General features: G+C 63.1%; 25 protein-coding genes. 18 read left to right on the top strand and 7 right to left on the bottom strand.

All coding sequences use genetic code 11. From position 1 onward, the window contains the following. Nucleotides 1-106: 106 nt before the first annotated feature. On the bottom strand, nucleotides 107-883 hold the full coding sequence (locus C8K18_RS32095; RefSeq protein WP_107710967.1) for an enoyl-CoA hydratase: 777 nt from the start codon (nucleotides 881-883) through the stop codon (nucleotides 107-109). Nucleotides 884-1,015: 132 nt separating this feature from the next. On the opposite strand from C8K18_RS32095, the gene paaN reads away from it, so the two are divergent. The 5 genes from paaN (at nucleotide 1,016) to paaK (ending at nucleotide 6,897) form a co-directional block, all read left to right on the top strand. Then, nucleotides 1,016-2,716, top strand: a complete 1,701-nt coding sequence (paaN, locus tag C8K18_RS32090; RefSeq protein ID WP_053858779.1) for a phenylacetic acid degradation protein PaaN — start codon at nucleotides 1,016-1,018, stop codon at nucleotides 2,714-2,716. 124 nt (nucleotides 2,717-2,840) lie between these two features. Beyond that, a complete protein-coding gene (gene pcaF, locus C8K18_RS32085) occupies nucleotides 2,841-4,043 on the top strand; it encodes a 3-oxoadipyl-CoA thiolase (protein WP_053858780.1) in 1,203 nt (400 codons plus the stop codon). 45 nt (nucleotides 4,044-4,088) lie between these two features. Continuing rightward, nucleotides 4,089-4,880 (top strand): 2-(1,2-epoxy-1,2-dihydrophenyl)acetyl-CoA isomerase PaaG, encoded by a 792-nt coding sequence (gene paaG / locus C8K18_RS32080; protein ID WP_107710966.1) that lies wholly within the window; start codon nucleotides 4,089-4,091, stop codon nucleotides 4,878-4,880. A 1-nt stretch (nucleotide 4,881) separates the two neighbouring features. Next, the gene (gene paaI / locus C8K18_RS32075) at nucleotides 4,882-5,361 is read left to right on the top strand and encodes a hydroxyphenylacetyl-CoA thioesterase PaaI (protein ID WP_029971313.1); all 480 of its coding nucleotides are present in this window, start codon (nucleotides 4,882-4,884) and stop codon (nucleotides 5,359-5,361) included. Between the two features lie 231 nt (nucleotides 5,362-5,592). Next, a complete protein-coding gene (gene paaK, locus C8K18_RS32070) occupies nucleotides 5,593-6,897 on the top strand; it encodes a phenylacetate--CoA ligase PaaK (RefSeq protein WP_006052788.1) in 1,305 nt (434 codons plus the stop codon). Nucleotides 6,898-7,156: 259 nt separating this feature from the next. Here the strand turns inward: paaK and C8K18_RS32065 are convergent, their stop codons facing one another. After that, a complete protein-coding gene (locus C8K18_RS32065) occupies nucleotides 7,157-8,281 on the bottom strand; it encodes a murein transglycosylase A (RefSeq protein WP_107710965.1) in 1,125 nt (374 codons plus the stop codon). Here C8K18_RS32065 and C8K18_RS33970 point away from each other — a divergent pair. Next, nucleotides 8,226-8,471: a hypothetical protein gene (locus C8K18_RS33970; protein ID WP_165919889.1), complete on the top strand. Its 246-nt coding sequence runs from the start codon at nucleotides 8,226-8,228 to the stop codon at nucleotides 8,469-8,471. The genes C8K18_RS32065 and C8K18_RS33970 overlap by 56 nt on opposite strands. A 104-nt stretch (nucleotides 8,472-8,575) precedes the next feature. Here C8K18_RS33970 and apaG read toward each other — a convergent pair whose 3' ends face one another. Beyond that, nucleotides 8,576-8,950 carry a Co2+/Mg2+ efflux protein ApaG gene (gene apaG, locus C8K18_RS32060; protein WP_006052785.1) on the bottom strand — a complete coding sequence of 125 codons (375 nt, stop codon included), beginning with the start codon at nucleotides 8,948-8,950 and terminating at the stop codon, nucleotides 8,576-8,578. 351 nt (nucleotides 8,951-9,301) lie between these two features. On the opposite strand from apaG, the gene rpe reads away from it, so the two are divergent. The 8 genes from rpe (at nucleotide 9,302) to C8K18_RS32020 (ending at nucleotide 16,703) form a co-directional block, all read left to right on the top strand. Beyond that, nucleotides 9,302-9,985: a ribulose-phosphate 3-epimerase gene (rpe, locus tag C8K18_RS32055; protein ID WP_053859094.1), complete on the top strand. Its 684-nt coding sequence runs from the start codon at nucleotides 9,302-9,304 to the stop codon at nucleotides 9,983-9,985. 11 nt (nucleotides 9,986-9,996) lie between these two features. Further along, nucleotides 9,997-10,713 carry a phosphoglycolate phosphatase gene (locus tag C8K18_RS32050; RefSeq protein ID WP_107710964.1) on the top strand — a complete coding sequence of 239 codons (717 nt, stop codon included), beginning with the start codon at nucleotides 9,997-9,999 and terminating at the stop codon, nucleotides 10,711-10,713. 366 nt (nucleotides 10,714-11,079) lie between these two features. Continuing rightward, nucleotides 11,080-12,573 carry an anthranilate synthase component I gene (gene trpE, locus C8K18_RS32045; protein ID WP_006052782.1) on the top strand — a complete coding sequence of 498 codons (1,494 nt, stop codon included), beginning with the start codon at nucleotides 11,080-11,082 and terminating at the stop codon, nucleotides 12,571-12,573. Nucleotides 12,574-12,586: 13 nt separating this feature from the next. Beyond that, on the top strand, nucleotides 12,587-13,180 hold the full coding sequence (locus C8K18_RS32040; protein WP_029971311.1) for an aminodeoxychorismate/anthranilate synthase component II: 594 nt from the start codon (nucleotides 12,587-12,589) through the stop codon (nucleotides 13,178-13,180). A gap of 17 nt (nucleotides 13,181-13,197) precedes the next feature. After that, complete coding sequence (trpD, locus tag C8K18_RS32035) at nucleotides 13,198-14,229, top strand: anthranilate phosphoribosyltransferase (protein WP_029971310.1); 1,032 nt, start codon at nucleotides 13,198-13,200, stop codon at nucleotides 14,227-14,229. A 43-nt stretch (nucleotides 14,230-14,272) separates the two neighbouring features. After that, nucleotides 14,273-15,070, top strand: a complete 798-nt coding sequence (gene trpC / locus C8K18_RS32030; protein ID WP_107710963.1) for an indole-3-glycerol phosphate synthase TrpC — start codon at nucleotides 14,273-14,275, stop codon at nucleotides 15,068-15,070. Between the two features lie 51 nt (nucleotides 15,071-15,121). Then, nucleotides 15,122-15,748: a CYTH domain-containing protein gene (locus C8K18_RS32025; protein WP_107710962.1), complete on the top strand. Its 627-nt coding sequence runs from the start codon at nucleotides 15,122-15,124 to the stop codon at nucleotides 15,746-15,748. Nucleotides 15,749-15,848: 100 nt separating this feature from the next. Then, nucleotides 15,849-16,703, top strand: coding sequence for a uracil-DNA glycosylase (locus C8K18_RS32020; RefSeq protein WP_107710961.1), 855 nt, complete (start codon nucleotides 15,849-15,851; stop codon nucleotides 16,701-16,703). A 180-nt stretch (nucleotides 16,704-16,883) separates the two neighbouring features. Here C8K18_RS32020 and C8K18_RS32015 read toward each other — a convergent pair whose 3' ends face one another. The 4 genes from C8K18_RS32015 to C8K18_RS32000 all read right to left on the bottom strand — a co-directional run bounded on the left by C8K18_RS32015 (nucleotide 16,884) and on the right by C8K18_RS32000 (nucleotide 21,592). Beyond that, a complete protein-coding gene (locus C8K18_RS32015; RefSeq protein ID WP_006052776.1) occupies nucleotides 16,884-17,480 on the bottom strand; it encodes an FMN-dependent NADH-azoreductase in 597 nt (198 codons plus the stop codon). A 153-nt stretch (nucleotides 17,481-17,633) separates the two neighbouring features. Continuing rightward, complete coding sequence (locus C8K18_RS32010; protein WP_107710960.1) at nucleotides 17,634-19,424, bottom strand: M61 family metallopeptidase; 1,791 nt, start codon at nucleotides 19,422-19,424, stop codon at nucleotides 17,634-17,636. Between the two features lie 94 nt (nucleotides 19,425-19,518). After that, nucleotides 19,519-20,244 (bottom strand): DsbC family protein, encoded by a 726-nt coding sequence (locus C8K18_RS32005; protein ID WP_006052774.1) that lies wholly within the window; start codon nucleotides 20,242-20,244, stop codon nucleotides 19,519-19,521. A gap of 175 nt (nucleotides 20,245-20,419) precedes the next feature. Next, a complete protein-coding gene (locus tag C8K18_RS32000) occupies nucleotides 20,420-21,592 on the bottom strand; it encodes a UbiH/UbiF family hydroxylase (protein ID WP_029971305.1) in 1,173 nt (390 codons plus the stop codon). A 269-nt stretch (nucleotides 21,593-21,861) separates the two neighbouring features. On the opposite strand from C8K18_RS32000, the gene ychF reads away from it, so the two are divergent. The 4 genes from ychF to ugpE all read left to right on the top strand — a co-directional run bounded on the left by ychF (nucleotide 21,862) and on the right by ugpE (nucleotide 26,317). Then, nucleotides 21,862-22,956 (top strand): redox-regulated ATPase YchF, encoded by a 1,095-nt coding sequence (ychF, locus tag C8K18_RS31995; protein ID WP_006052772.1) that lies wholly within the window; start codon nucleotides 21,862-21,864, stop codon nucleotides 22,954-22,956. Nucleotides 22,957-23,180: 224 nt separating this feature from the next. Next, on the top strand, nucleotides 23,181-24,515 hold the full coding sequence (ugpB, locus tag C8K18_RS31990) for a sn-glycerol-3-phosphate ABC transporter substrate-binding protein UgpB (protein WP_006052771.1): 1,335 nt from the start codon (nucleotides 23,181-23,183) through the stop codon (nucleotides 24,513-24,515). A 75-nt stretch (nucleotides 24,516-24,590) separates the two neighbouring features. Further along, nucleotides 24,591-25,475: a sn-glycerol-3-phosphate ABC transporter permease UgpA gene (gene ugpA / locus C8K18_RS31985; protein WP_006052770.1), complete on the top strand. Its 885-nt coding sequence runs from the start codon at nucleotides 24,591-24,593 to the stop codon at nucleotides 25,473-25,475. Next, nucleotides 25,472-26,317, top strand: a complete 846-nt coding sequence (ugpE, locus tag C8K18_RS31980; protein WP_029971302.1) for a sn-glycerol-3-phosphate ABC transporter permease UgpE — start codon at nucleotides 25,472-25,474, stop codon at nucleotides 26,315-26,317. Before ugpA ends, ugpE begins: the two co-directional genes overlap by 4 nt. Nucleotides 26,318-26,355: the final 38 nt, after the last annotated feature.

The following is a 26,355-nucleotide window of genomic DNA, read 5'->3' as shown; positions in this document are numbered from 1 at the left end:
GCCGCTATTGGCTCTCCCGCTTCCCGTGCCCCGGCGTCCGGAGCACGAAAGAGCGAGATTCTAGCGAGCCGGCTGGCGCCTTGCAAGCGTTATTTTGACGAGCCTATTAACGGTGCTTGAAAACCGGTTTGCGCTTTTCCACGAACGCCGCCATGCCCTCTTTCTGATCCTCCGTTGCGAACAGCGAATGAAAGAGACGGCGCTCGAAATGCACGCCCTCGGCGAGCGTCGTTTCGTACGCCCGGTTGACGGACTCCTTCACCATCATGACTGCCGGCAACGGGAACTCCGCTATCGTCGCGGCGGCTGCAATCGCCTCGTCTATCAGCGAGCCTGCCGGAATCACACGCGACACCAACCCGGCCCGCTCCGCTTCCGCCGCATCCATGAAACGCGCGGTCAGGCACAAGTCCATCGCTTTGGCCTTCGACACAGCGCGCGGGAGGCGCTGTGTGCCGCCAGCGCCCGGCATGATGCCGAGCTTGATTTCCGGCTGGCCGAACTTCGCCGTGTCCGCGGCGAAGATCATGTCGCACATCATCGCCAGTTCGCAGCCGCCGCCGAGCGCGAAGCCCGCTACCGCCGCAATGATCGGCTTGCGGATGGAACGCACCGTCTCCCAGTTACGCGTGATGTAGTCGCCCTTGTAGACGTCCATATAGGAATAGGTCGCCATCATGCCGATGTCGGCACCGGCCGCGAACGCTTTTTCGCTGCCCGTCACCACGATTGCGCCGATGCCGTCGTCGGCGTCAAACTCGCGCAGCGCCGCGCCTAGCTCGTCCATCAAGGCATCGTTCAGCGCGTTCAGCGCCTTGGGACGATTCAACGTAACGAGTCCGACCCGTCCCCGCGTTTCAACCAGAATGTTCTCGTAAACCATGCCGCCTCCTTGTGATTGACCGAGCGCGAAAAACGCTTCGCGCGCCCATCTTAATAATGCTAACATTCACCAACCAACCGGTCGGTCAATTATTAGACGGGCTTCCCCCCAACGTACAGCCAAGCCTCTGCCATGACACATCCGTTATTCACCAAGCACGAAGACACCCTGCAAAAGGCGCTCGCCGCGGCCGAGACGCGCGGTTACTGGAGCCCGTTCGTCGAAATGCCCAGTCCGAAAGTGTACGGGGAAACCGCCAACGCGGACGGCGAAGCCGCCTTCAAAGCGCATCTTGACGCCGCCTTCGAACTCGACCAGCCCTCTACTGGAGAAACCGTTGGCGCCGAAGTGTCGCCATTTGGCTTCCCGCTCGCTATCCGTTATCCCAGATCCGATCCCGACGCACTGATCGCCGCCGCCGCGATCGCACAACAGGGCTGGCGCGCCGCGGGTCGCGAGGCCTGGGTTGGCGTATCGCTCGAAATCCTGGCACGGCTTAATCGCGCGAGCTTCGAGATCGGTTACAGCGTAATGCACACGACCGGCCAGGCCTTCATGATGGCCTTCCAGGCAGGCGGGCCACACGCGCAAGACCGGGCACTGGAAGCCGTCGTGTATGCGTGGGACCAGTTGCGCCGCATTCCCGCCGACGCTCACTGGGAAAAACCGCAAGGCAAGAACCCGCCGCTCGCCATGCACAAGCGCTACACCATCGTGCCCCGCGGCACTGGTCTGGTACTCGGCTGCTGCACGTTTCCGACATGGAACGGCTATCCGGGCCTTTTCGCCGACCTCGCGACGGGCAACGCCGTGATCGTCAAGCCGCATCCGGGCGCGATTCTGCCGCTCGCCATAACGGTGCGAATTGCGCGCGACGTTCTACGCGAGGCCGGCTTCGACCCGAACGTCGTCACGCTGCTCGCCACTGAGCCGAACGACGGCGCGATTGTCCAAAGCCTCGCCGTGCGCCCCGAGATCAAGCTGATCGACTTCACAGGCAGCACGCAAAACGGCACCTGGCTCGAGCGCAACGCGCACCAGGCGCAGGTCTACACCGAAAAAGCCGGCGTGAACCAGATCGTGATCGACTCGGTGGACGACATCAAAGCCGCCGCCCGCAACATCGCGTTCTCGCTCGCGCTCTACTCCGGGCAGATGTGCACAGCGCCACAAAACATCTACGTGCCGCGCGGCGGCATCCGTACTGCAGAAGGTGCGCTCACGTTTGACGAAGTCGCGCAGGCAATCGCCGGCGCCGTGCAAAAACTCGTCGCGGACCCCGCTCGCGCAGTCGAACTCCTCGGCGCCATTCAAAACGAAGGCGTCACCCAGCGCATCGACGAAGCGACGAAACTCGGCCGTGTTCTGGTCGAAAGCCAGGCGCTCGAGCATCCGGCCTTTCCGGTTGCCCGCGTGCGCACGCCGCTGCTCGTGCAGTTCGACGCCGCAACCGACCGCGCGCAGTTCACGAGGGAATGGTTCGGTCCGATCTCGTTCGTGATCGCTACCGACTCGACTGCGCAGTCTCTCGAACTTGCTGGCGCGATCGCGGCCGACCACGGTGCACTAACGCTGTCCGTCTACAGCACCGACGACGCCGTGCTCGACGACGCGCACGAGGCGTCGCTCCGCGGCGGCGTCGCTTTGTCGATCAACCTGACGGGCGGTGTGTTCGTGAATCAGTCGGCAGCGTTCTCCGACTTCCACGGCACGGGCGCCAACCCCGCGGCCAACGCGGCGCTCACCGACGCGGCCTTCGTCGCCAATCGCTTCCGCGTAGTCCAAAGCCGCGTTCATGTTGAACCGAAAGCGGCCCCAGCGGTAGCTGGCTGAAAGTCATAAGACGAAAGCACGTCGATCGTCCTATGCCTTTTGGCCGAATGGACCACGCCGTGCGCGCCAACTAACATGACATCGGATCGGCATTGAACGCCGGTCCGCCTCAGCAGGAACGGATATGAACGACGCCTTTATCTGCGACGCGATTCGCACCCCCATCGGCCGTTACGGCGGCGCCCTGAAAGACGTGCGGGCCGACGACCTCGGCGCCGTGCCGATCAAGGCACTGATCGAGCGCAATGCCGGCGTGGACTGGCGCGCCGTGGACGACGTGATCTACGGTTGCGCCAATCAGGCCGGCGAAGACAATCGCAACGTAGCGCGCATGTCGGCATTGCTCGCGGGGTTGCCTACCGACGTCCCCGGTTCCACGATCAACCGTCTGTGCGGCTCGGGCATGGACGCCGTCGGAACAGCAGCGCGCGCCATCAAGGCAGGCGAAGCCCGCCTGATGATCGCTGGCGGCGTCGAAAGCATGACTCGCGCGCCGTTCGTGATGGGCAAGGCGGCGAGCGCGTTTGCTCGGCAAGCGGATATCTACGACACGACGATTGGCTGGCGCTTCGTCAATCCGCTAATGAAGAGGCAGTACGGCGTCGATTCGATGCCGGAAACCGCGGAGAACGTGGCCGTCGAGTTCGGAATCAGCCGCGCCGATCAGGACGCGTTCGCGTTGGCGAGCCAGCAGAAGGCCGCGCGCGCGCAGCAGGACGGCACGCTGGCGCAGGAAATTGTCGGTGTGGAAATCGCGCAGAAAAAAGGCGATCCGATTCGTGTGACGCTTGACGAGCATCCGCGCGAGACGTCGCTCGAAAGCCTGGCGAGGCTCAAGGGTGTCGTTCGTCCGGACGGCAGTGTGACTGCCGGCAATGCATCGGGTGTGAACGACGGCGCCTGCGCCCTACTGCTCGCGAACCAGCAGGCGGCCGACCAGTACGGTCTGCGTCGCCGCGCGCGCGTGGTGAGCATGGCGACGGCGGGCGTCGAGCCGCGCATCATGGGTATCGGTCCCGCGCCGGCCACGCAAAAGCTGCTCAGGCAACTCGGCATGAAGCTCGAGCAGTTCGACGTGATCGAGCTGAACGAGGCGTTCGCGTCGCAAGGACTCGCGGTTTTGCGCACGCTCGGCCTGCGCGACGACGATCCGCGCGTCAATCCCAACGGCGGAGCGATCGCACTCGGACATCCGCTCGGCGCATCCGGTGCGCGCCTTATCACGACTGCGCTGTACCAACTGGAACGCTGCAACGGACGCTTCGCGCTTTGCACGATGTGCATCGGCGTGGGCCAAGGCATCGCACTCGTCATCGAAAGGCTGTGAAATAGGCACTGCAGTTCCGCGAACGAGACTTTGAGGAGACACCCAATGTCGTATGAAGCGATCCGCCTCGACATCGACACGTCGAGCCGCGTAGCCACCATCACGCTGAGCCGCCCCGACAAGCTGAACAGCTTCACCCGCGCGATGCATGAGGAACTGGCGGCGGCGCTCGGCGAAGTAGAAAAGTCCGGCGCGCGCGCGCTCATTCTGACCGGCTCGGGCCGCGGCTTCTGTGCAGGACAGGACCTCGCCGATCTGGATTTCACGCCCGGCGCGATGACAGATCTCGGCGACCTGATCGACGCGCATTTCAATCCGCTGATTCGCCGCCTGCAAGCATTGCCGTTGCCGGTGATTGCGGCTGTCAACGGCACGGCTGCGGGCGCCGGCGCGAATCTCGCGCTCGCGTGCGACATCGTGCTCGCGGCGCGTTCCGCCAGCTTTATTCAGGCTTTCGTGAAGATCGGCCTCGTGCCGGATTCGGGCGGCACGTGGTTCTTGCCGCAGCGCGTCGGCATGGCGCGCGCGTTGGGACTTGCCATCACCGGCGACAAACTCAGCGCGGAGAAAGCCGAAAGCTGGGGCCTCATCTGGCAAGCGGTCGCCGATCAGCAACTCGCGGCAGCCGCGGCCACCCTGGCGGCACAACTCGCGCAGCAACCCACGCGCGCGATCGCCGGGATCAAGCGCGCCATGCGTGCCGGCGCCACACAAACGCTCGATCAGCAACTCGACCTTGAACGCGACCTGCAACGCGAGCTGGGTGCGTCACACGACTATGCGGAAGGCGTTCGCGCCTTCGTCGAAAAGCGCGCGCCGCGCTTCGAGGGCCGCTGATATGTCGACGCAACCTCTCCACCCCGCGGAAATGACGCCCGACGAACTCGCCCGCGCAACCGCCGCCGCAATGTATGAAAACGATGCGTGCAGCCGCGCGCTCGGCCTCGAGATCGTGGAAGTGCGCGCCGGGTATGCGCGTCTGCGAATGGCTGTGCGCGAAGACTTTCTGAACGGCCATCAGATTTGTCACGGCGGCCTGATATTCACGCTCGCTGATTCGAGCTTTGCGTTTGCGTGTAACTCGCGCAACGTCAATACGGTGGCATCCGGCTGCTCGATCGAGTTCCTGCGTCCCGTGCATGGCGGCGATGTGCTCACCGCAGAAGCGGTCGAACAGACATTGAACGGCCGCACCGGCATCTACGATATTCGCGTGACCAATCGCGCCGGCGATACGGTGGCAATGTTTCGCGGCAAATCGGCGCAAATCAAGGGCAGCGTGATTCCGCAGACACCATCGCACACGGGACCGGAGTAACGCGAAGCGCTACAGCATCCGCAGCGCAGAGCGAAAAGAGCAGCCACAACAAAAGGCACACGGCAAGCGCTCCACGCGAGAGTCGCCAGTCCGAGACAGTCGTGAGCGGTGAGACCGGCCAGCAATTCACCGCAATGGCGGCCGTCCGCAGTTTCAGCGCCGCCGTTCGAAATTTTACGCGCGAGCGCAACGTAAATTACACCCAGCATTGAGGCAGTAAGGAGACATTCGATGAGCCCCGCCCTTCCGCTCGATCCTATCGAGACCGCCAGCCGCGACGAACTTGCGGCGCTCCAGCTTGAACGGCTCAAGTGGTCGCTGAACCACGCTTACGAAAACTCGCCGGTCTATCGTCGCAAGTTCGACGAAGCGGGCATTCATCCGAACGACCTGACGACGCTTGCAGACCTTGCACGCTTCCCGTTCACGACCAAGAAGGACTTGCGCGACAACTACCCGTTCGGGATGTTCGCCGTGCCGCAGGAACGAATCTCGCGGATTCACGCTTCGTCGGGTACGACGGGCAAGCCGACTGTGGTGGGCTACACCGCTCGCGATATCGACACGTGGGCGAATCTCGTCGCGCGCTCGATCCGCGCGGCCGGCGCCAAGCCTGGCGACAAGGTGCATGTGAGCTATGGTTACGGCCTCTTCACTGGCGGTCTCGGCGCGCACTACGGCGCGGAGCGTGCGGGCCTCACCGTTATTCCGTTCGGCGGCGGCCAGACAGAAAAGCAGGTGCAATTGATCCAGGACTTCCGGCCCGACATCATCATGGTGACGCCGAGCTACATGCTGTCGATCGCCGACGAGTTGGAGCGCCAGGGCATCGACCCTGCCGGTTGCTCGCTGCGCATCGGCATCTTCGGCGCGGAGCCGTGGACCAACGACATGCGTCAGGCGATCGAAAAGCGCATGGGCATCGACGCGGTCGACATTTACGGTCTGTCGGAAGTGATGGGACCAGGCGTGGCGTCGGAATGCGTTGAAACGAAAGACGGCCCGACGATCTGGGAAGACCATTTCTACCCCGAGATCATCGACCCGGAAACGGGCGAAGTTCTTCCGGACGGAGAACTCGGTGAGCTGGTGTTTACGTCGCTCACCAAGGAAGCGTTGCCGATCATTCGTTACCGCACGCGCGACCTCACGCGCCTGCTGCCAGGCAGCGCCCGCACGATGCGCCGCATGGAAAAAATCACCGGCCGCTCGGACGACATGATGATCGTGCGCGGCGTTAACGTGTTCCCGACGCAGATCGAGGAACTGCTGCTCAAGCAGCACACTCTCGCGCCTCACTATCAGATCGTGCTGACCAGGGAAGGTCCGCTCGACGTGTTGACGCTAAACGTCGAACCGTGTCCCGAAACCGCGCCCGACACTGCCGCGCTCAATCTCGCGAAGCAGGCGCTGGCCTATGACATCAAGGCGCTGATCGGCGTCAGCGCGGTGGTGAATGTGCTGGCGGTGAATGGAATCGAACGTTCGGTGGGGAAGGCGAGGCGCGTAGTCGACAAGCGCAAGTCGGGGTTGTAAGGCCGGAAGAAGTTGCAGGCGCCCTGCAAATGGGCGCGCGAAAATTTGGCGCTAACGCCGCTGGTGGCCTTAGTGGCTCCAGTGGCTCTCATGCCACTAATACCGCGCCGCCCAAGACGAACAGCCCCACAAACGCCGGCAACGGTTTCAGCACCAGCGCTTGTGCGTGCGTCTGCGGTAAACCGGCCACAAGCCACACCCAATGCCCCGCAGCGACACTCACGGCCGCCAGAAGCCCCAGACGCGCCCGCGACCACCCTCAAGAATTCGGCAACAGCACCCACATCCGACCGCCCTGCTTCATCTTGCCAGCGAGATCGCCCGCATCATCGCCGAGACCCCAGAAGTAGTCGGCGCGCACACCGCCCTTGATCGCCGAGCCGGTGTCCTGCGCAAACACCAGACGGTTCATCGGCGAATTCGTCAGCGGCCTCGTGGTCTGCAAAAACACCGGCGTGCCGAGCGGAATCGAGGTGGGATCGACGGCGATCGAGCGCTCCGGCGTCAACGGCACGCCGAGCGCGCCGATCGGACCATCGGCGGTGCCCTTCGCCATGCTTTCCACCGACGGCATTTCGCGGAAAAACACGAAGCGCGGATTGGTATCGAGCAGCGCATCCACACGATTCGGGTTCGCGCGCGCCCAGGCCTTGATGCCTTGCATGGTGGCTTGCGCAGGCGTGAGCTCGCCGCGATCCAGCAGCCACCGCCCAATGGATTTGTACGGCTGGTTGTTCGTGCCGCCGAAGCCGACGCGCATCACGCTGCCGTCTTCCATCACGATCCGGCCGGAGCCTTGCACTTGCAGGAAAAATGCTTCGATGGGGTCGTCGACCCAGACAAGCTCGTTGCCGTTCAGCACGCCCGTCCGTTCGAGTTGCGCGCGCGGCGGCAACGCGACGCCAGGGCGATAACTCGACGGCCAACGATACAGCGCCGTCTGATAAACACCATGCCGCGTGCGCGAGCCGCGCAATAACGGCTCGTAGTAGCCGGTGACGAGACCGTCGAGCGTGCCGTCGTTGTTCGCGAGCTGGAAGGGCGTGAAATAGGCTTCAAAAAAAGCCCGGGCGCCGGTCACGTCGAGATCGTCAAGCTGCGCCGCTGCCGCACAGGCGCGTGCCCAGTTCGCCTGACGCGCGAGCCTCAGGCAATTTTGCCGCAACGCGGCCGTCGCGCCGATCAGCGAATCGTCCTGCCAGCCCGGAACCTGCTGCCACGCTACCGCCGTAAGCCGCGTCGCGGCGATCTGGCCGGGGATGATCGCGGCCCCCGTGGGTGGCGAAGCGACTGGCCGCACCGCGCCGCCGCCACCGCAGGCGGCGAGTATGGCCGCCATCGAAAGCGCGCCGAGCCAGGCTCCGGCCGCGCCGACAAAACGCATACAATGTTCGTTCTTGATGGAAACCGCCATGTCTGATCTATTCGACGAATACCCAATGCTTGTCTTCGCGCTGGAATCGCTTCTCGCGCTGTTCCTGCTCGTGTTCATCGTCGTGTGGACGTCGTCCGGTAAAAAGAAAGCAGCGCGCGCCGACAGCCGCGAAACGAAGACGCCACAAAAACCGCACTGACGCGGAGCCGATTCACGCATTGCACCGCGCGCATCGATCGTTATCGAACCGCTTATCGAACCTGCTATATCGAACCGTTAAAGACCGCGCCAGACGCCCACGGTTCAATGCAACGTACGCGGCATGCGCAGAATGAACTCCGGCACGGGCGCGTCGAAACGCTCGCCGTCCTCGGCCACGCAGAAGTACTCGCCCCGCATCGTGCCGACCGGTGTCGCGATAACCGCCCAACTCGTATATTCGAACTGCTCGCCGGGTTTGAGCAGCGGCTGGTGTCCCACCACGCCGAGACCCTTCACTTCCTGCACGGTCTTTTCGCTGTCCGTGATCACCCAATGCCGCGCGATCAATTGCGCGGGCACCTGACCGGTGTTGCGGATGGTCAGCGTATAAGCGAACGCGTACTGGCGGCGCTCCGGGTCCGATTCTTCGGGCAGGAACTGCACCTGCGCCGACACGCTGAATTCATACTGGCTCATCCTGATTCCAATCTGCTGAAACGGGGGCGACAAGATCGCTGGAAGGCCCGAGCGCCAACGGCTTCACGGCCCATTGGCGACGCAGCGCCATGGTTTGGCATTCTGCGTCATGCGCGAGGCGCCCGCAACCGGACATATCTTCTGGACAAGCACGCTTAGGGCGCGAAGGGCGCAGGCGCCACACCCGTTTCGCGCCTGGAAGCCGAAAAAGCGCGACGGCTGCCTGTTCCAGGGACCACGACGCGCAGCGGCACACCAGAGCACCGACGCAACGCCACGCCGCCGTCCAGCCGCTGGCCACGCGCACAAAACGGTAAAATGGCGCTTTTCCGCTTGCCTCCGCCCGCCGCCATGACGCAATTCCGCATCGCTCCCAGCATTCTCTCCGCCGACTTCGCCCGCCTCGGCGAAGAAGTCCGCAATGTCGTCGCCGCCGGCGCCGACTGGATCCATTTCGACGTCATGGACAACCACTACGTGCCGAACCTGACCATCGGTCCGCTCGTGTGCGAAGCCATTCGTCCGCATGTCGGCGTGCCCATCGACGTGCATCTGATGGTGCGTCCGGTCGACCGCATCGTGCCGGACTTCGCGAAGGCGGGCGCGAATCTGATCAGCTTTCACCCGGAAGGCTCGGACCACATCGACCGCACGCTGTCGCTGATCCGCGATCACGGCTGCAAGGCCGGCCTCGTGTTCAACCCGGCCACCTCGCTCAATTATCTCGATCACGTGATGGACAAGCTCGACCTCGTGCTGATCATGTCGGTGAATCCGGGCTTCGGCGGCCAGTCGTTCATTCCCGAAGCGCTGAACAAGCTGCGCGAGGCGCGCAAGCGCATCGACGCGTACAAGGAGCGCACCGGCCGCGAGATTCATCTCGAAGTGGACGGCGGCGTGAAGGTCGACAACATCGCGGAAATCGCCGCGGCCGGCGCCGATACATTCGTCGCGGGCTCGGCGATCTTCGGCCAGCCGGACCACAAGGTCGTGATCGACAAGATGCGCGCCGCGCTCGCCAACATCCAGCACTGAAACCGCGCCCGATGACGTCCACCTTCCCCGCCCCGACCTTCACCGGCTCCCGCCTGCAAGCCGCGATCATCGACCTCGACGGCACGATGATCGACACCGCCGACGACTTCACCGCCGGCCTGAACGGCATGCTCGCGCAACTCGACGCGGAGGAGACCTCGCGCGAGGAAGTGGTCGGCTATGTCGGCAAGGGCTCCGAGCATCTGATCCGCAGCGTGCTCGCGCCGCGCTTCGAAGCGGAGCACGCGCAAGACCGTTTCGACGAAGCGCTCGCCATCTATCAGGCGGAGTACGCGAAAATCAACGGCTTGCACACGCGTCTTTATCCCGACGTCGAAGCCGGCCTCGCGGCCCTGCGCGACGCGGGCCTCAAGCTCGCCTGCGTCACCAACAAGCCGCATCGCTTCGCGGTCGAACTGCTGCAGCAATACGGGCTCGCGCAATATTTCAGCGTCGTGCTAGGCGGCGACAGCCTGCCGAAAAAGAAGCCGGACCCCCTGCCGATGCTCACGGCCGCCGCGCAGTTGGGCGTCGAACCGCGCGCCACGGTGGCCATCGGCGATTCGGAAAACGACGCGCTGGCGGGCCGCGCGGCGGGCATGTCGACGCTCACGGTGCCCTACGGCTACAACCACGGCCAAGCTATACAAACAATAAAATCCGATGGTATAGTTGCCTCGCTGCTGGACGCCGCCAAGGCGATCGCAGCGCACCATTCCACGACTTGAAAAGTCCTTCATCCTCATGTTTCTGAATAAAAAACGGAGTCTGATTAGCATCGACCGGGGAGCCTGGCCCTGGCGTCGCTGGTCGCGCTAACCTCGCCTGAGGTACGCTGAAGCTCGTCTTCGGCAACCGTTTTTTACTTCGCTGCGCTCACGCGTTTTTCCATCGTCTCGTTTCGCTGCATCGCCTGATTCGGCCTGCGTGTACTTGCAAAGTACAACTGCGCGCCGGAACTCCGTGCTTGCGTCGATGGGAAAATCGCGCCGGTCGGTTCATCATCGTCAATGTCGAATGAACGGCTGACCGGCTGCGCATGCCCCGCTTTGTCCGACGCACGCTGCCGCCGGACCTACGAACAGGATCGGAACATGACCGAACTCGAATTCCAGTCCCTCGCCAACGAGGGCTTCAACCGCATTCCGCTGATCGCCGAGGCGCTCGCCGATCTCGAAACGCCGCTCTCGCTGTATCTGAAACTGGCGCAGACCGAGCGCAACGGCGCTAACTCGTTCCTGCTGGAATCCGTGGTGGGCGGCGAGCGCTTCGGGCGCTATTCGTTCATCGGCCTGCCGGCGCGTACGTTGTTGCGCACTCGCAATGGCGTGTCGGAAGTCGTGCGCGACGGCAAGGTCGTCGAAACGCACGAAGGCGATCCGCTCGAGTTCATCCAGCAATTCCAGGGCCGTTTCAAGGTCGCGCAGCGTCCGGGTTTGCCGCGTTTTGCCGGTGGACTCGCCGGTTATTTCGGGTACGACGCGGTGCGTTACATCGAGAAAAAGCTCGCGCACACCGCACCGAAAGACGATCTGAATCTGCCGGACATTCAGTTGCTTCTGACAGAAGAAGTCGCGGTGATCGACAACCTCGCGGGCAAGCTGTACCTCGTAATCTATGCCGATCCGACGCAACCCGAGGCATACACGAAAGCAAAGCAGCGTCTGCGCGAATTGCGCCAGCGTTTGCGCTCGACCGTCGAGCCGCCGGTCACGTCGGCGAGCGTGCGCACCGAGACGTATCGCGAGTTCGCTAAAGACGACTACCTCGCAGCCGTACGCAAGGCGAAGGAATACATTGCCGCAGGCGAACTGATGCAGGTGCAGGTCGGCCAGCGTCTGACGAAGCCGTATCGCGACAATCCGCTGTCGCTGTATCGCGCGCTGCGGTCGCTGAATCCGTCGCCGTACATGTACTACTACAACTTCGGCGAGTTTCATGTGGTCGGTGCATCGCCGGAAATTCTGGTGCGCCAGGAAAAGCGCGGCGAAGATCGTATCGTGACGATTCGGCCGCTCGCCGGCACGCGTCCGCGCGGCAACACGCCCGAACGCGACGCCGAACTCGCGACCGAACTGCTGAACGACCCGAAGGAAATTGCCGAGCACGTGATGCTGATCGACCTCGCGCGCAACGACGTGGGCCGCATCGCGCAGATCGGCTCGGTGATCGTGACCGACAAGATGGTCATCGAAAAGTACTCGCATGTGCAGCACATCGTGAGTTCGGTGGAAGGCAAGCTCAAGCCCGGCACGACCAATTTCGACGTGCTGCGCGCCACCTTCCCGGCCGGCACGCTGTCGGGCGCGCCGAAAGTTCGCGCGATGGAACTGATCGACGAACTCGAACCGGTGAAGCGCGGCCTGTACGGCGGCGCCGTGGGCTACCTGTCGTTCACCGGCGAAATGGATCTCGCCATCACGATCCGCACCGGCGTGATCGCGAACGGCAATCTGTATGTGCAGGCGGCAGCGGGTGTCGTCGCGGATTCGGTGCCCGAATCCGAATGGCAAGAGACCGAGAACAAGGCGCGCGCCGTGTTGCGCGCGGCCGAACAGGTTCAAGACGGCCTCGATAGCGACTTCTGACCGGAGACACACCATGCTGCTCATGATCGACAACTACGACTCGTTCACCTACAACCTGGTGCAGTACTTCGGCGAACTCGGCGAAGACGTCCGCACCTATCGGAACGACGAAATCACACTCGACGAAATCGCGAAGCTCAACCCCGAGCGCATCTGCCTGTCGCCCGGCCCGAGCAATCCGCAACACGCGGGCATCACGCTCGACGTGCTGCGCGAGTTCTCCGGCAAGACGCCGATTCTCGGCGTGTGCCTCGGCCATCAGGCGATTGGCGAAGCATTCGGCGGACGCGTGGTGCGCGCGCAAACCATCATGCACGGCAAGGTCAGCACGATCGAAACCGACTGCAAAGGCGTATTCGCCGACCTGCCGAAGCATTTCGTCGTGACGCGCTATCACTCGCTCGCGATCGAACGCGAGTCGCTGCCCGATTGCCTCGAAGTGTCCGCGTGGACCGACGACGGCGAGATCATGGGCGTGCGTCACAAGGAGCTTGCCGTTGAAGGCGTGCAGTTCCATCCGGAATCGATCCTGTCGGAACACGGTCACGCATTGCTCGAAAACTTCGTGAAGCAGTCGAAAGCGAAGACGGCCCATCGCACCGCCTGATGAAGCGAGACAACATCATGACCATCACGCCGCAGGAAGCGCTGCAACGAACCATCGAGCACCGCGAGATTTTCCACGACGAAATGCTGCATTTGATGCGGCTCATCATGCGCGGCGAGCTATCGCCCGTGATGTCGGCCGCGATCATCACCGGCTTGCGCGTCAAAAAAGAGACCATCGGCGAAATCACCGCGGCCGCGACGGTGATGCGTGAATTTGCCCGGCACGTCGAGGTGCAGGACAACTCGAACTTCGTCGATATCGTCGGCACCGGCGGCGACGGTTCGCACACCTTCAACATTTCCACGGCGACCATGTTCGTGTCGGCGGCGGCGGGCGCGAAAGTCGCGAAGCACGGCAATCGCGGCGTGTCGAGCAAATCGGGCAGCGCAGACGTGCTCGAAGCGCTCGGCGTGAATATCGACTTGCAGCCGGAACAAGTGGCGGCGTCGATTGCCGAAACCGGCATGGGCTTCATGTTCGCGCCGAATCATCACCCGGCGATGAAGAACATCGCGCCGGTGCGCCGCGAACTCGGCGTGCGGACCATCTTCAACATTCTCGGTCCGTTGACGAACCCGGCCAGCGCGCCGAATCAACTGATGGGCGTGTTCCATGCGGACCTCGTCGGCATTCAGGTTCGCGTGATGCAGCGCCTCGGCGCAAAGCACGTGCTCGTGGTGTACGGTATGGACGGCATGGACGAAGTCTCGCTCGGCGCAGCGACGCAAGTCGGCGAGTTGCGCGACGGCGAAGTGCACGAGTACGAGATTCATCCGGAAGACTTCGGCATGCAGATGGTGTCGAACCGCACGCTGAAAGTGGCGGACGCGACCGAATCGAAAGCGATGCTGCTCGAGGCGCTCGACAACAAGCCGGGCGTCGCGCGCGAGATCGTCACGCTGAACGCAGGCACGGCGCTGTATTCGGCGAACGTGGCGTCGTCGATTGCGGACGGTATTCAGCTTGCGCGCGAAGCCATTGCAAGCGGCAAGGCGCGTGCGAAGGTCGACGAACTGATTCGCTTCACGCAGCAATTCAAGCACTGAATTCAAGCACTGATCACGCAGCAACCAACGTAACGAGACACTTATGAGCGACATCCTCGACCGCATCATCGCGGTCAAACGCGAAGAAGTCCGCGCGGCCGAACAAAGCGCGCCGCTGGAAGAATTGCGCCTCGAAGCGTCGTCGCGCGATCTTCGCGATTTCGTCGGCGCGTTGCGTGCGAAGCATGCGGCGGGTCTCGCCGCGGTGATCGCGGAAGTGAAGAAAGCGAGCCCGTCGAAAGGCGTGTTGCGCGAAGACTTCGTGCCCGCGCAGATTGCGCGTTCGTATGAGACGCATGGCGCGGCTTGCCTGTCCGTGTTGACCGACGTGCAGTTCTTCCAGGGCAGCGTCGCGTACCTCGAGCAGGCGCGCGCCGCCTGTCAGTTGCCGGTGCTGCGCAAGGATTTCATCGTCGATCCGTATCAGATCGTCGAGGCACGCGCGATGGGCGCCGACGCGATCCTGCTGATCGCCGCCGCGCTCGACACTTCGGAGATGCAGGATCTCGAAGCGCTCGCGCAATCGCTCGGTCTTGCAGTGTTGGTCGAAGTACACGACGACAAAGAGTTGACGCAGGCGCTCACGCTGAAAACGCCGCTGATCGGCATCAACAATCGCAACTTGCGCACGTTCGAGACGTCGATCGAAACGACAATCGGCATGCTTGACGCGATTCCCGACGACCGCATCGTCGTCACCGAATCGGGCATTTTGTCGCGTGCCGATGTCGAACGGCTACGTGCGGTGGACGTGAACACGTTCCTCGTCGGCGAGGCGTTCATGCGCGCCGCCGAACCAGGCGTGGAGCTTGCGCGCATGTTCTTTCCAGGCGCGGCGTGACGACAACGCGTCGCGTTTAACGGCATCTGGCGGAACATAGCGGAGCAGATCATGGGCATGGAACGCGAAATCAAGTTGCTGCTGCCGGTGGCGCAAGTCGAGGCGGCGTCGGCGTGGTTCGTCGCGCGCACCGGCGACGAAGGCCGCGCGATCAAGCTGTCGAATATCTATTTCGACACGCCGCAACTTGCGCTCGCAGCGTCGAAGAGCGCGCTGCGTTTGCGTCACACGCCCGACGGCTGGCTGCAAACCTTCAAGACGGTGGGCAACGCGAGCAATGGTTTGCATAGCCGTCACGAATGGGAAATGCCGGTCGCGAGCGAGGCGCTCGAAATCGACGCGCTTCTGCGCGAATGCGACGAGCCGGCCGCCGCCGAAGCGTTGCGCGAAGCGGCGCCGCGGTTGATCGAACTGTTTCGCACGGATTTCACGCGCACGCTGTGGAATGTGAGCGTCGACGGTTCGCAAGTGGAAGCCGCGATCGATCAGGGCAACGTGCTCGCCGAAGTGAACAGCGAACTGCGCCGCGCGCCGATTTCGGAGATCGAGCTCGAACTGAAATCCGGCGACGAAGCCGCGCTGCATGCGCTTTCTGTTGAACTCGGCAAGCAGGTTGCAGGGCTTGCGCCGGAAAATGTGAGCAAGGCACAGCGCGGGTATCAGTTGCGTGCGGGGTGAGGGGTTGAATACGTCGCCGGCCAAGCGGGCCTTGACGTAGCCAACGCTGGCATCCGCCTCAACTTGAGTCACACCGCATTTGCTGCGACACTTCTGCGCCATGACTTCCTCATCACGTACCCGCTCGACGCCATCGCAGGCCTCGCTATTCGGCGACGCTGCCGCGCCCGCGAGCGACACATCCGGCGCAACCGAAACGCCATCGCCGTCGCCATCGCAGCAACACGCCCACGGCACGCTCACGCTCGAAGCACAATTCGCCGCGTTGCCGGCTGCCTGGCGTACGCACCTGAAGCCCTTCATCGAAAGCGATGCCTACGCGCCGCTTTGCCGTTTCGTCGACGGTGAGCGCGCCGCCGGTAAAACCGTCTATCCCACCGACGTCTTTCGCGCGTTGCGTCTCACGAGTCCCGACGATGTGAAGGTCGTCATCCTCGGCCAGGACCCGTATCACGGCGAAGATCGCGGCACGCCGCAAGCGCATGGGCTCGCGTTTTCAGTGGCGCCGAATGTGCGCACGCCGCCGTCGCTGCGCAACATCTTCAAGGAAATCGCGACGAGCCTCGGCCACGAGCCGCCCCGCCACGGTTGCCTCGACACCTGGGCGAAGCAAGGCGTGCTGTTGCTGAACACCGTGCTGACGGTCGAGCGCAATTCGGCGGCCAGTCACGCGAAGCGCGGCTGGGAAAAATGCACCGATACGCTGATTCACGAACTGGCCATGCGCCACGATCATCTCGTGTTCATGCTGTGGGGCGCGCACGCGCAAGCGAAGCGCGCGCTGCTCGGCGGCAAATCGCATTACGTGCTGGAGGCGCCGCATCCTTCGCCGTTGTCGGCGCATCGCGGTTTTCTCGGCTGCGGGCATTTCGCGAAGGCCAACGAGTATCTCGTGCAGCACGGCCGCACACCGATCGACTGGCGTTTGCCCGATCAGGCGCAGATGCTGGCGTAGGCGCGGCTTCGGGCTTCAGGCTTCGGCATCACCCTCGCTCCCGCGCTCCCACGCCGCCCAAAACAAAAACGCCACGCGGCTCGCACCCCGGGGCGTTTTCAATTGCATCGAGAAACCAGGCGCCGCAGCTAAGCGGCGTCACCAGCCCCGAACAGTCGGCCCGAAGCCGACATCTCAACCTCAAGCAACAGCGATCGCTTCGCGCGCGGCGGCCAGCGCGGCGCTCGCTGCGTCCGGGCCCATGTTCAGGCCTTCGGCGTAGATGAAGTTCACGTCGGTCATGCCGAGGAAGCCGAGGAAGCTCTTCAGATACGGGGTCTGGCTGTCGTTCGGCGTGCCGACATACTTGCCGCCGCGAGCCGACACGACGTAGACCTTCTTGCCCGTCACCAGACCTTGCGGACCGTTCGCGGTATAGCTGAACGTGATGCCGGCGCGCGCGATGAAGTCGAAGTACGTCTTCAGTTGCGACGAGATGCCGAAGTTGTACATCGGCGCACCGATCACGACGATGTCGGCGGCTTGCAGTTCAGCGATCAGCGCTTCGCTGCGGGCGGCGATGGCCGCTTGCTCGGCGGTCCGCTGGTCGGCCGGCGTGAAGAACGCGCCGAGGACAGCGTCGTCCAGGTGCGGCAGCGGTTCGGCTTGCAGATTGCGGACGACGACTTGCGCGCCCGGATTCGACTGTTGCAGCTTTTCGGTCAGTTCGTTGACGAGCAACGTGGAATTCGCGCCTTGCGAGCGGGCTGCCGAGTTGATTTGCAGGATCGTGGTCATGGTGACTCCAGTAGTGGGCGCGCAGTTTTGCGCGAGTGGAGTCATTGTGTTTTTTTACCGACTGCGGAAAAAGCCATCCCGCGGCGACGGATTGTTGCACTGGTAGAACAATCCGCCGCTGAGCACGTCAATTAAACCCGGCGACAATTTCAATCAGCTTGCGAGCCAGCGTTCGCGCGCCTTGCGGGCGGCGGGCCGCTTGTCGGTGGCGGCGAGCTTGTAGCGCGACACTTCCGGCCCGTCCAGCTTGAGTTGCGCGGTGCGCAGCTCGTCGCGGCGAAACGCGTGCACTTCGACCTTCGCGCCCGGCTGATAGCGCGCGAGCAGCGCGTCCAGATTCGTGCCCGTCACGCGCAGGCCGTCGAGCGCGATCAGCACGTCGCCGGCCGAGAGCCCGGCTTTCTGCGCTGCGCTGCCTTCGTGGACCGCGGCCAGCGTGCAATCCGCGCCGCCCCGCACGCGCGCGCCGAGCGACGGCTTGCCGTTCTTGTCAGGCTCCGGCGCGATCGTCACGCCGAACGGTTCGAGCAACGTCTCCAGCGGCAGATCGCGCGTGCCGTGCACGGCTTGTGCGAACAGTTCGCCCAGGTGCACACCGGTCGCCTCGGCGATGAGCGCCTCGACTTCGCCCTCCTCCACGCCAACCGGCTTGCCGCGATAGAAGTCGCGGCCAAAGCGCTGCCACAGCAGACGCATCACATCATCGAGCGACTTGCGATGACCGGTTTGCGCGCGAATCGCCAGGTCGAACGAAAGCGCGACGAGCGAGCCCTTTGTGTAATAGCTGACGATCGCGTTCGGCGCGTTCTCGTCCTGCCGATAGTATTTGACCCACGCGTCGAAGGAGCTTTCGGCGACGGTCTGCTTCGTGCGCCCGCTGCCGCGCTGCACGCCGCCGATCACCTTGCCGAGCATGCCGAAGTAATCGTCGGCGGAAATCAGGCCGCTGCGCACGAGAATCAGGTCGTCGTAATAAGAGGTGAAGCCTTCGAACAGCCACAGCAGCGACGTGTAGTTTTCGACGGAAAGGTCATAGGGCGCGAACACCGCCGGCTTGATGCGCTTCACGTTCCACGTGTGGAAATATTCGTGGCTGCACAGGCCGAGGTAAGTCCGATAGCCTTCGGTGAGCGCGTCGCGGCCCTGCACCGGCAGATCGCCGCGATTGCAGATGAGCGCCGTCGACGCGCGATGTTCGAGCCCGCCATAACCGTCGGTGACGGCTTGCGTCATGAACACATAGCGATCCACCGGCGCTTTTTTCGACTTCGGCTCGAACAGCGCGATCTGCGCTTCGCAGATGCGCTTGAGGTCCGCGCAAAGCCGCGCCATGTCGAGCGCGATCACGCGCCCGGCGATCACGACGTCGTGCGGCACGCCGTGCGCGTTGAATGTCGCAAGCTCGAATTCGCCGAGCGTCACGGGATGGTCAATCAGCTCATCGTAATTCTGCGCGCGATATTCGCCGAAGCCATAGCGCTTGGTGCCGCGCGCTTCCGGCAACGCAGTCGCGACGCGCCAGCCGCGATACGCCGCGCCCTGCGGCTTCTGAATGTCGACGACGCACTGCGCGTCCTCGTGACCGAGCGGCGCCAGGAACACGCTTGTGCCGTTGAAAAAACCCGTCGTGTCGTCCAGATGCGCGGCGCGCACCGACAAATCCCACGCATAGACCTCGTAGCGCAGCGTCAGCGCACCCTTCACCGGCGCGGCCTGCCACGTGTGCTTGTCGGTTTTCTCGACACGCACCTTGCGGCCCGCGTCGTTGAAAGCGCGCAGCGTGACGATGTTGCGCGCGAACTCGCGGACCATGTAGCTGCCCGGAATCCACACCGGCAGCATGAAACGCTGGCCGGCCGGATCGGGATCGGCGACGGTCACGGTGACTTCGAACAGATGGGCGGCGGGCTGCTTGGGAACGATGGTGTAGCGGATCGGCTTCATCGGCGGCGAGTGGATTTTTCTGTGTGATTGTTTGGGAGCTTGATGCGAAAGGAGGCGCCTCTCGCGCCTCCTTTGTCAGGTGTGAGCCGCGTGCTCAGTGCACCGCGGCCATTTCCTTGTCGAGCCGGTCGGCCGGCACGGCGCCGGGCAGGCGGCGGCCGTCGGCGAGGAACACGGTCGGCGTGCCTTCCACGTTCATCGCGTGGCCGAGCGCGAGATTCTTGTCGATCGCGGCGGTGTCGCAGGTGCCGGCGGCGGTGGGCGCCTGATGGTTCTGCATCCACGATTCCCATGCCTTCGCGCGGTCCGCCGAACACCAGATCGACTTCGACTTGGCGGTCGAATCCGGCGACAAAACCGGGTACAGGAAGGTGTAGACGGTCACGTTGTCGATCGACTTCAGCGTGGTTTCGAGCTGCTTGCAGTACGGGCAGTTCGGATCGGAGAACACGGCGATCTTGCGCGCGCCGTTGCCCTTCACCACTTTGACCGCGTTCGCAAACGGAAGGCTCGCGAAGTCGATGCGATTCGTTTCCGACAGACGCGCGTCCGTCAGATTCTTGCGCGTCTTCGTATCGACCATGTCGCCGAGCAGCACATAGTCGCCGTTGGCGTCGCTATAGACGATCTGGCTGCCGAGGTTCACTTCGTAAAGGCCGGCAATCGGCGACTTCGTCACGCTCTTGATCGTCACGTCGGCAAGACGCGTTTGCAGCGTGGCCTTGAGTTTGTCGGTGGTCTGGTCGGCCTGCGCGGAGCAGCCGATCGTGACGGCGGCAATCGCGAGCACGGCAGCCGCCATGCGGAAGGTTTTTTTCATGCTGAATTCCTGGTTCAATCGTGCGCATTGGGCACGAGTTGGCGTTTTGCGAGGTTGCCGGTTTGACGCGAACCGCCTCTGTGCGTTCATGATACCCGTGTCATCGGCCGCAAATGCCGCGCGGTATTTCAACGGGCGTTTTCGCGCGCATCTTGAAGGGAGTTCGGCGGCCGCTTCAGCCAAGCGCCGCCGACACCAGCCAGCGCTTGATGAACGGCTGCGCGCCGACGAAAGCCATGCCGCTATTGCGCACGATCTTCGCCAACGGTCCGGGCACCGAGAAGAGTTTTTGCAGGCCGTCGGTGGCGATCATCAGCGCCCGAATGTCTTCGCGGCGCGCGCGTTCGTAGCGCCGCAGCAGCACCATGTCGCCGAGATCGCGGAACGACTCCTTGCCTGCGACCGTATCGGCCAGCGCCGCGACGTCGCGCAGACCGAGGTTCATGCCCTGGCCCGCGAGCGGATGGATCAGATGCGCGGCGTCGCCGACCAGCGCCACGCGCGGCGCGACGAGGCGGTCCACGGTCTGCAGCGCGAGCGGAAAACCCTGCGCGGGCGTCACGCAATCGAGTCCGCCGAGCTGGCCGCCCGTCACGCGCTCCACTTCGGCGGCGAGTTGCGCGGGATCGAGCGCGATCAGTTGCTCGGCGTGCTCGGTGCGCGCCGACCAGACGAGCGACACGTGGCCGTCCGGCATAGGCAGCAGCGCGATGATTTCGCCGTCTTTAAACCATTGGAACGCGGTTTCGCCGTGCGGCTTTTCCGCCTTGAAATTGGCGACGACGCCCGTCTGCCGATAGTCGCGCCGGTTCATCTTCGAGCCGATCTGCGCGCGCACCCACGAATGCGCGCCGTCCGCTCCGACGACGAGATCCGCCACCAGCACGTTGCCGTTCGCGAGACCGACGCTTGCGCTTTCGGCGGTGAAATCGAGCGCCTGGGCGCGGCTGTCGATCCACGTGAGATTCGGCTGAAAGCGCAACGCCGCGTCGAGCGCGCGCTCGATCACCGACGACTCCACGATCCACGCCAGTTGCGGCACCGACGCCTGAAACGCGGAGAAATGCAGCTCCGCGTGAGCGTCGCCATAGACCCGCATGTCGTAGACGGGGCCAAGCCGCGACAGATCGAGCGCCTGCCACACGCGCAAACGCTCGAGCAGCGCCTGCGAACTGGACGACAACGCGTACACCCGCGAGTCGAACGAAGCGCCGGCGGCCAGCGGCGCGCAGGCTTGCGCGAGCAGCGCGACGCGCAGTCCGCCTTGCGTGAGCGCGAGCGCGGCGGTCTTGCCGACCAGCCCGCCGCCGATCACCGCGGCATCGAAAGTCTGATGGTGTGCGTTCATCCGCGCATTATAGCCGTGGGGGTTGTGGGGGACGGACCGGGCGCGCAGCTTCCTGAAGCCACGTCAAGGAGCCGGTGGGACGGGTTACAAGACGGGTTACAATTACGCTTTCCGTGACAAAACCGCCCAGAACCGTCGAGCCAACGCCCGCTCTGGTGTCGTGTCCCGCTCCGCTGCGTTTTTCTTGCCGGCCCAAGCCGAAGGCTCACGAATCCTGCAATACGGCGTCGAGCGCATCACGCAATTTACTGAATCACTGAAGGATTTCCATGAGCCTCAAATGCGGCATCGTCGGCTTGCCTAACGTCGGCAAGTCCACTCTGTTCAATGCGCTGACCAAGGCGGGCATCGCCGCCGAAAACTATCCGTTCTGCACGATCGAGCCGAACGTCGGCATCGTGGAAGTGCCGGACGCGCGCCTGAAGGCGCTCGCGGAAATCGTCAAGCCCGAGCGCATCCTTCCGGCGGTCGTGGAATTCGTCGACATCGCCGGTCTGGTGGCGGGCGCAAGCAAGGGCGAAGGTCTCGGCAACCAGTTCCTCGCCAACATCCGCGAAACGGACGCGATCACGCACGTCGTGCGCTGCTTCGAAGACGAGAACGTGATTCACGTCGCGAACAAGATCGATCCGCTGTCGGACATCGAAGTCATCAACACCGAACTCGCGCTGGCCGACCTGGCAACGGTTGAAAAAGCGCTCGCGCGTTATTCGAAGGCCGCCAAGTCGGGCAACGACAAGGAAGCCATCAAGAACGCCGCCGTGCTGGAAAAGGTGCGCGCTCAACTGGATCAGGCCAAGCCCGTGCGCGCGCTCGATCTGTCGGACGAAGAGAAGGCGACGCTTAAGCCGTTCTGCCTGATCACCGCGAAACCGACCATGTATGTGGCGAACGTCAAGGAAGACGGCTTCCAGAATAATCCGCATCTGGACGCGGTCGCGAAGTTCGCGGCGTCGGAAAATGCGCCGGTCGTCGCGGTGTGCGCAGCAATCGAAGCGGAAATCGCCGACCTCGACGAAGCCGACATGGAAGTGTTCCTCGCCGACATGGGCATGGAAGAGCCGGGCCTGAACCGCGTGATTCGCGCGGGCTTCAAGCTACTCGGCCTGCAAACCTACTTCACCGCAGGCGTGAAGGAAGTGCGCGCGTGGACCATTCATGTCGGCGATACCGCGCCGCAAGCCGCGGGCGCGATTCACACCGACTTCGAGCGCGGCTTTATTCGCGCGCAGACCATTTCGTTTAACGACTACATCACCTATAAGGGCGAGCAAGGCGCGAAAGAAGCCGGCAAGATGCGCGCGGAAGGCAAGGAATATGTGGTGCACGACGGGGATGTGATGAACTTCCTGTTCAACGTGTAAAGGCCTTTAAAGCCGCAATATTCGCAGCACCGCCTGGCGGCTCACGCCGGCGTTTTGAAAAGCCCGCCTCGCGCGGGCTTTTTGCATTAGAGAACCCAGCTATTCCAGTTTCCTCACAGCCGATGTTAAATTGCGGCATCCGCCGGCCGACGCCGGACTGTCATCGAACACAAATAGAATCGCGCGATTCGCATTCGCGCACCTTCCGATGAGGAGACAAATCGATGAGTTTCAAGCCGCTGTTCCGTTCGCTTTCCGTCGCCGCTGTACTGAGTGTGGGCACCGTCGGCATGAGCCAGACGGCCCAGGCCGCCACTGAAATCCAGTTCTGGCACGCCATGGAAGCCGCGTTGGGCGAACGTCTGAACGACATCGCCAACGCGTTCAACGCGTCGCAGTCGGACTACAAGATCGTGCCGGTGTTCAAGGGCACTTACGACCAGACGCTCGCGGCCGGCATCGCCGCTTATCGCAGCGGCAACGCGCCGTCCATCCTGCAAGTGTACGAAGTCGGCACCGCGACGATGATGCAGGCTAAGAAAGCCGTCGTGCCCGTCTCGGACGTGTTCAAGCAAGCCGGCGTGCCGCTCGACGAAAAGGCGTTTGTGCCGACCATCGCAAGCTATTACAGCGACGCGAAAACGGGCCATCTGATTTCGATGCCCTTCAATAGCTCGACGCCCGTCCTCTATTACAACAAGGACGCGTTCAAGAAAGCCGGTCTCGATCCGAACCAGCCGCCGAAAACCTGGGCCGAGCTCCAGGCCGACGCGCAGAAGCTGAAAGCGTCGGGCATGGCGTGCGGCTATTCGTCGGGCTGGCAAAGCTGGATTCAGTTGGAGAACTACAGCGCGTGGCACGGCGCGCCGTTCGCATCAAAGAACAACGGTTTTGACGGCGCCGATGCGCAACTCGAATTCAACAAGCCGCTGCAGGTCGCGCACATCCGGTTCCTGCAGAGCATGCAGAAAGACGGCACGTTCACGTACGTTGGCCGCAAGGACGAACCGATCTCGAAGTTCTATAGCGGCGACTGCGGCATCATCACGAACTCGTCGGGCTCGCTTGCCACGATCAAGAAGTACGCGAAGTTCAACTTCGGCACCGGCATGATGCCTTACGACGCGAACGTGAAGGGCGCGCCGCAGAACGCGATTATCGGCGGAGCGAGCTTGTGGGTGCTGGCGGGCAAGGACCCGGCCGTCTACAAAGGCGTGGCGAAATTCCTGTCGTATCTGAGCTCGCCCGAAGTCGCCGCGAAGTGGCATCAGGACACCGGCTATTTGCCGGTCACGACCGCCGCGTATCAGTTGACGCAGCAACAGGGCTTCTACGAGAAGAACCCCGGCAGCGATACGGCGATCAAGCAGATGCTCAACAAGCCGCCGCTGCCGTACACGAAGGGCTTGCGCCTTGGCAATATGCCGCAGATCCGCACGATCATCGACGAAGAGCTCGAGCAGGTGTGGGGTGAAAAGAAGACGCCGCAACAGGCGCTCGACTCGGCGGTCTCGCGCGGCGACGAACTGCTGCGGCGTTTCGAGAAAGCGGGCAGTTAATTCCCGCGTCGGCATCGTCGGTTCCGGCGCACTCGCGCCGGAACCCGCTTGCAGCAAAACTCTTGAGATTCCTCGATGGAAAAGCGCTCCCGCTTCGGCACCAGCCTGCTGCCCTATCTGCTCGTCGCGCCGCAACTCGCGATCACGGCGCTCTTCTTTCTGTGGCCCGCCGGCGAAGCGCTGTGGCAATCCACGCAAAGTCAGGACGCGTTCGGCACGTCGAGCGAATTCGTCGGGCTCGCGAATTTCAAGCAGCTCTTCGCCGATCCGCTGTATCTGTCGTCGTTCAACACGACGATTATTTTCTGCGCGCTCGTCACCGTATCGGGCCTCGTGATTTCGCTGCTGCTCGCGGTCTGCGCGGACCGCGTGACGCGCGGCGCAAAGGCGTATCAGACGCTGCTCATCTGGCCGTATGCGGTCGCGCCGGCCATCGCCGCCGTGCTGTGGTCGTTTCTGTTCAACCCGAGCATCGGCCTCGTGACGTTCGCGCTCGCGAAGCAAGGCATTGTGTGGAATCACGCTTTGAACGCGGGACAAGCGATGTTTCTTGTCGTGCTTGCGTCGGTGTGGAAGCAGGTCAGCTATAACTTCCTGTTTTTCTACGCGGGCTTGCAGGCGATTCCGCGCTCGCTGATCGAAGCCGCCGCCATCGACGGCGCCGGTCCCGTGCGGCGCTTCTTCGGCATCGCCCTGCCGCTGCTGTCGCCGACGAGCTTCTTCCTGCTCGTCATCAACATCACCTACGCGTTCTTCGACACCTTTCCGGTGATCGATGCAGCGACGGGCGGCGGCCCCGCTCAATCGACGCGCACGCTGATCTACAAGATTTTCGCCGAAGGTTTCCAGGGACTCGACATCGGCAGCTCGGGCGCGCAATCCGTCGTGCTGATGGTGATCGTCGTCGCGTTGACGGTCGTGCAATTCCGCTTCATCGAACGCAGGGTTCAATACTCATGATCGAGAACCGCCGCGGTTTCGACCTCTTTTGCCACGCGGTGCTGATACTCGGCGTCGTGCTGGTCGTGTTTCCGGTGTACGTCGCGTTCTGCGCGGCGACCATGAACGAACAGCAGATCTTCACCGTGCCGCTGTCGCTGGTGCCGAGCTCGCATCTGTTCGACAACATCGCGACCGTGTGGGCGCACGGCAGCGGCAACGCGGCAGCGCCGTTCGGCCGCATGCTGTTCAACAGCCTCGTGATGGCGCTCGCCATTTCGATCGGCAAGATCGCCGTGTCGATGATCTCCGCGTATGCGATCGTGTTCTTCCGCTTTCCGTTTCGCAACCTGTCGTTCTGGCTCATCTTCATCACGCTGATGCTGCCGGTCGAAGTGCGTATCTTCCCGACCGTGCAAGTCGTGTCGTCGATGAATCTGAGCAATACGTATAGCGGTTTGACGTTGCCGCTGATTGCGTCCGCAACGGCCACGTTCCTGTTTCGCCAGTTCTTCATGACGCTGCCCGACGAGTTGATGGAAGCGGCGCGCATCGACGGCGCGGGTGCGATGCGTTTCTTCTGGGACGTCGTGTTGCCGCTGTCGAAAACGAACATGGCGGCGCTCTTCGTCATCACGTTTATTTACGGCTGGAACCAGTATTTGTGGCCGATTCTGATCACGAGCCAGCAGTCGCTGACAACCGCCGTCGTCGGTATCAAGAGCATGATTGCTTCGGGCGACACGGCCACCGAATGGCATCTCGTGATGACGGCCACGCTGCTCGCGATGCTGCCGCCGCTCGCCGTCGTGCTGACCATGCAGCGCTGGTTCGTGCGCGGTCTCGTGGATGCCGAGAAATGATCCGCGCGGCGCAAACCGCGCACGAGGCAAGCACGCAC

It is taken from the genome of Paraburkholderia sp. GV068, assembly GCF_003058125.1.
GTDB lineage: Bacteria > Pseudomonadota > Gammaproteobacteria > Burkholderiales > Burkholderiaceae > Paraburkholderia > Paraburkholderia graminis.
The sequence above is the reverse complement of the archived record's forward strand: the minus strand, read 5'-3'. Positions and strand labels throughout refer to the sequence as shown.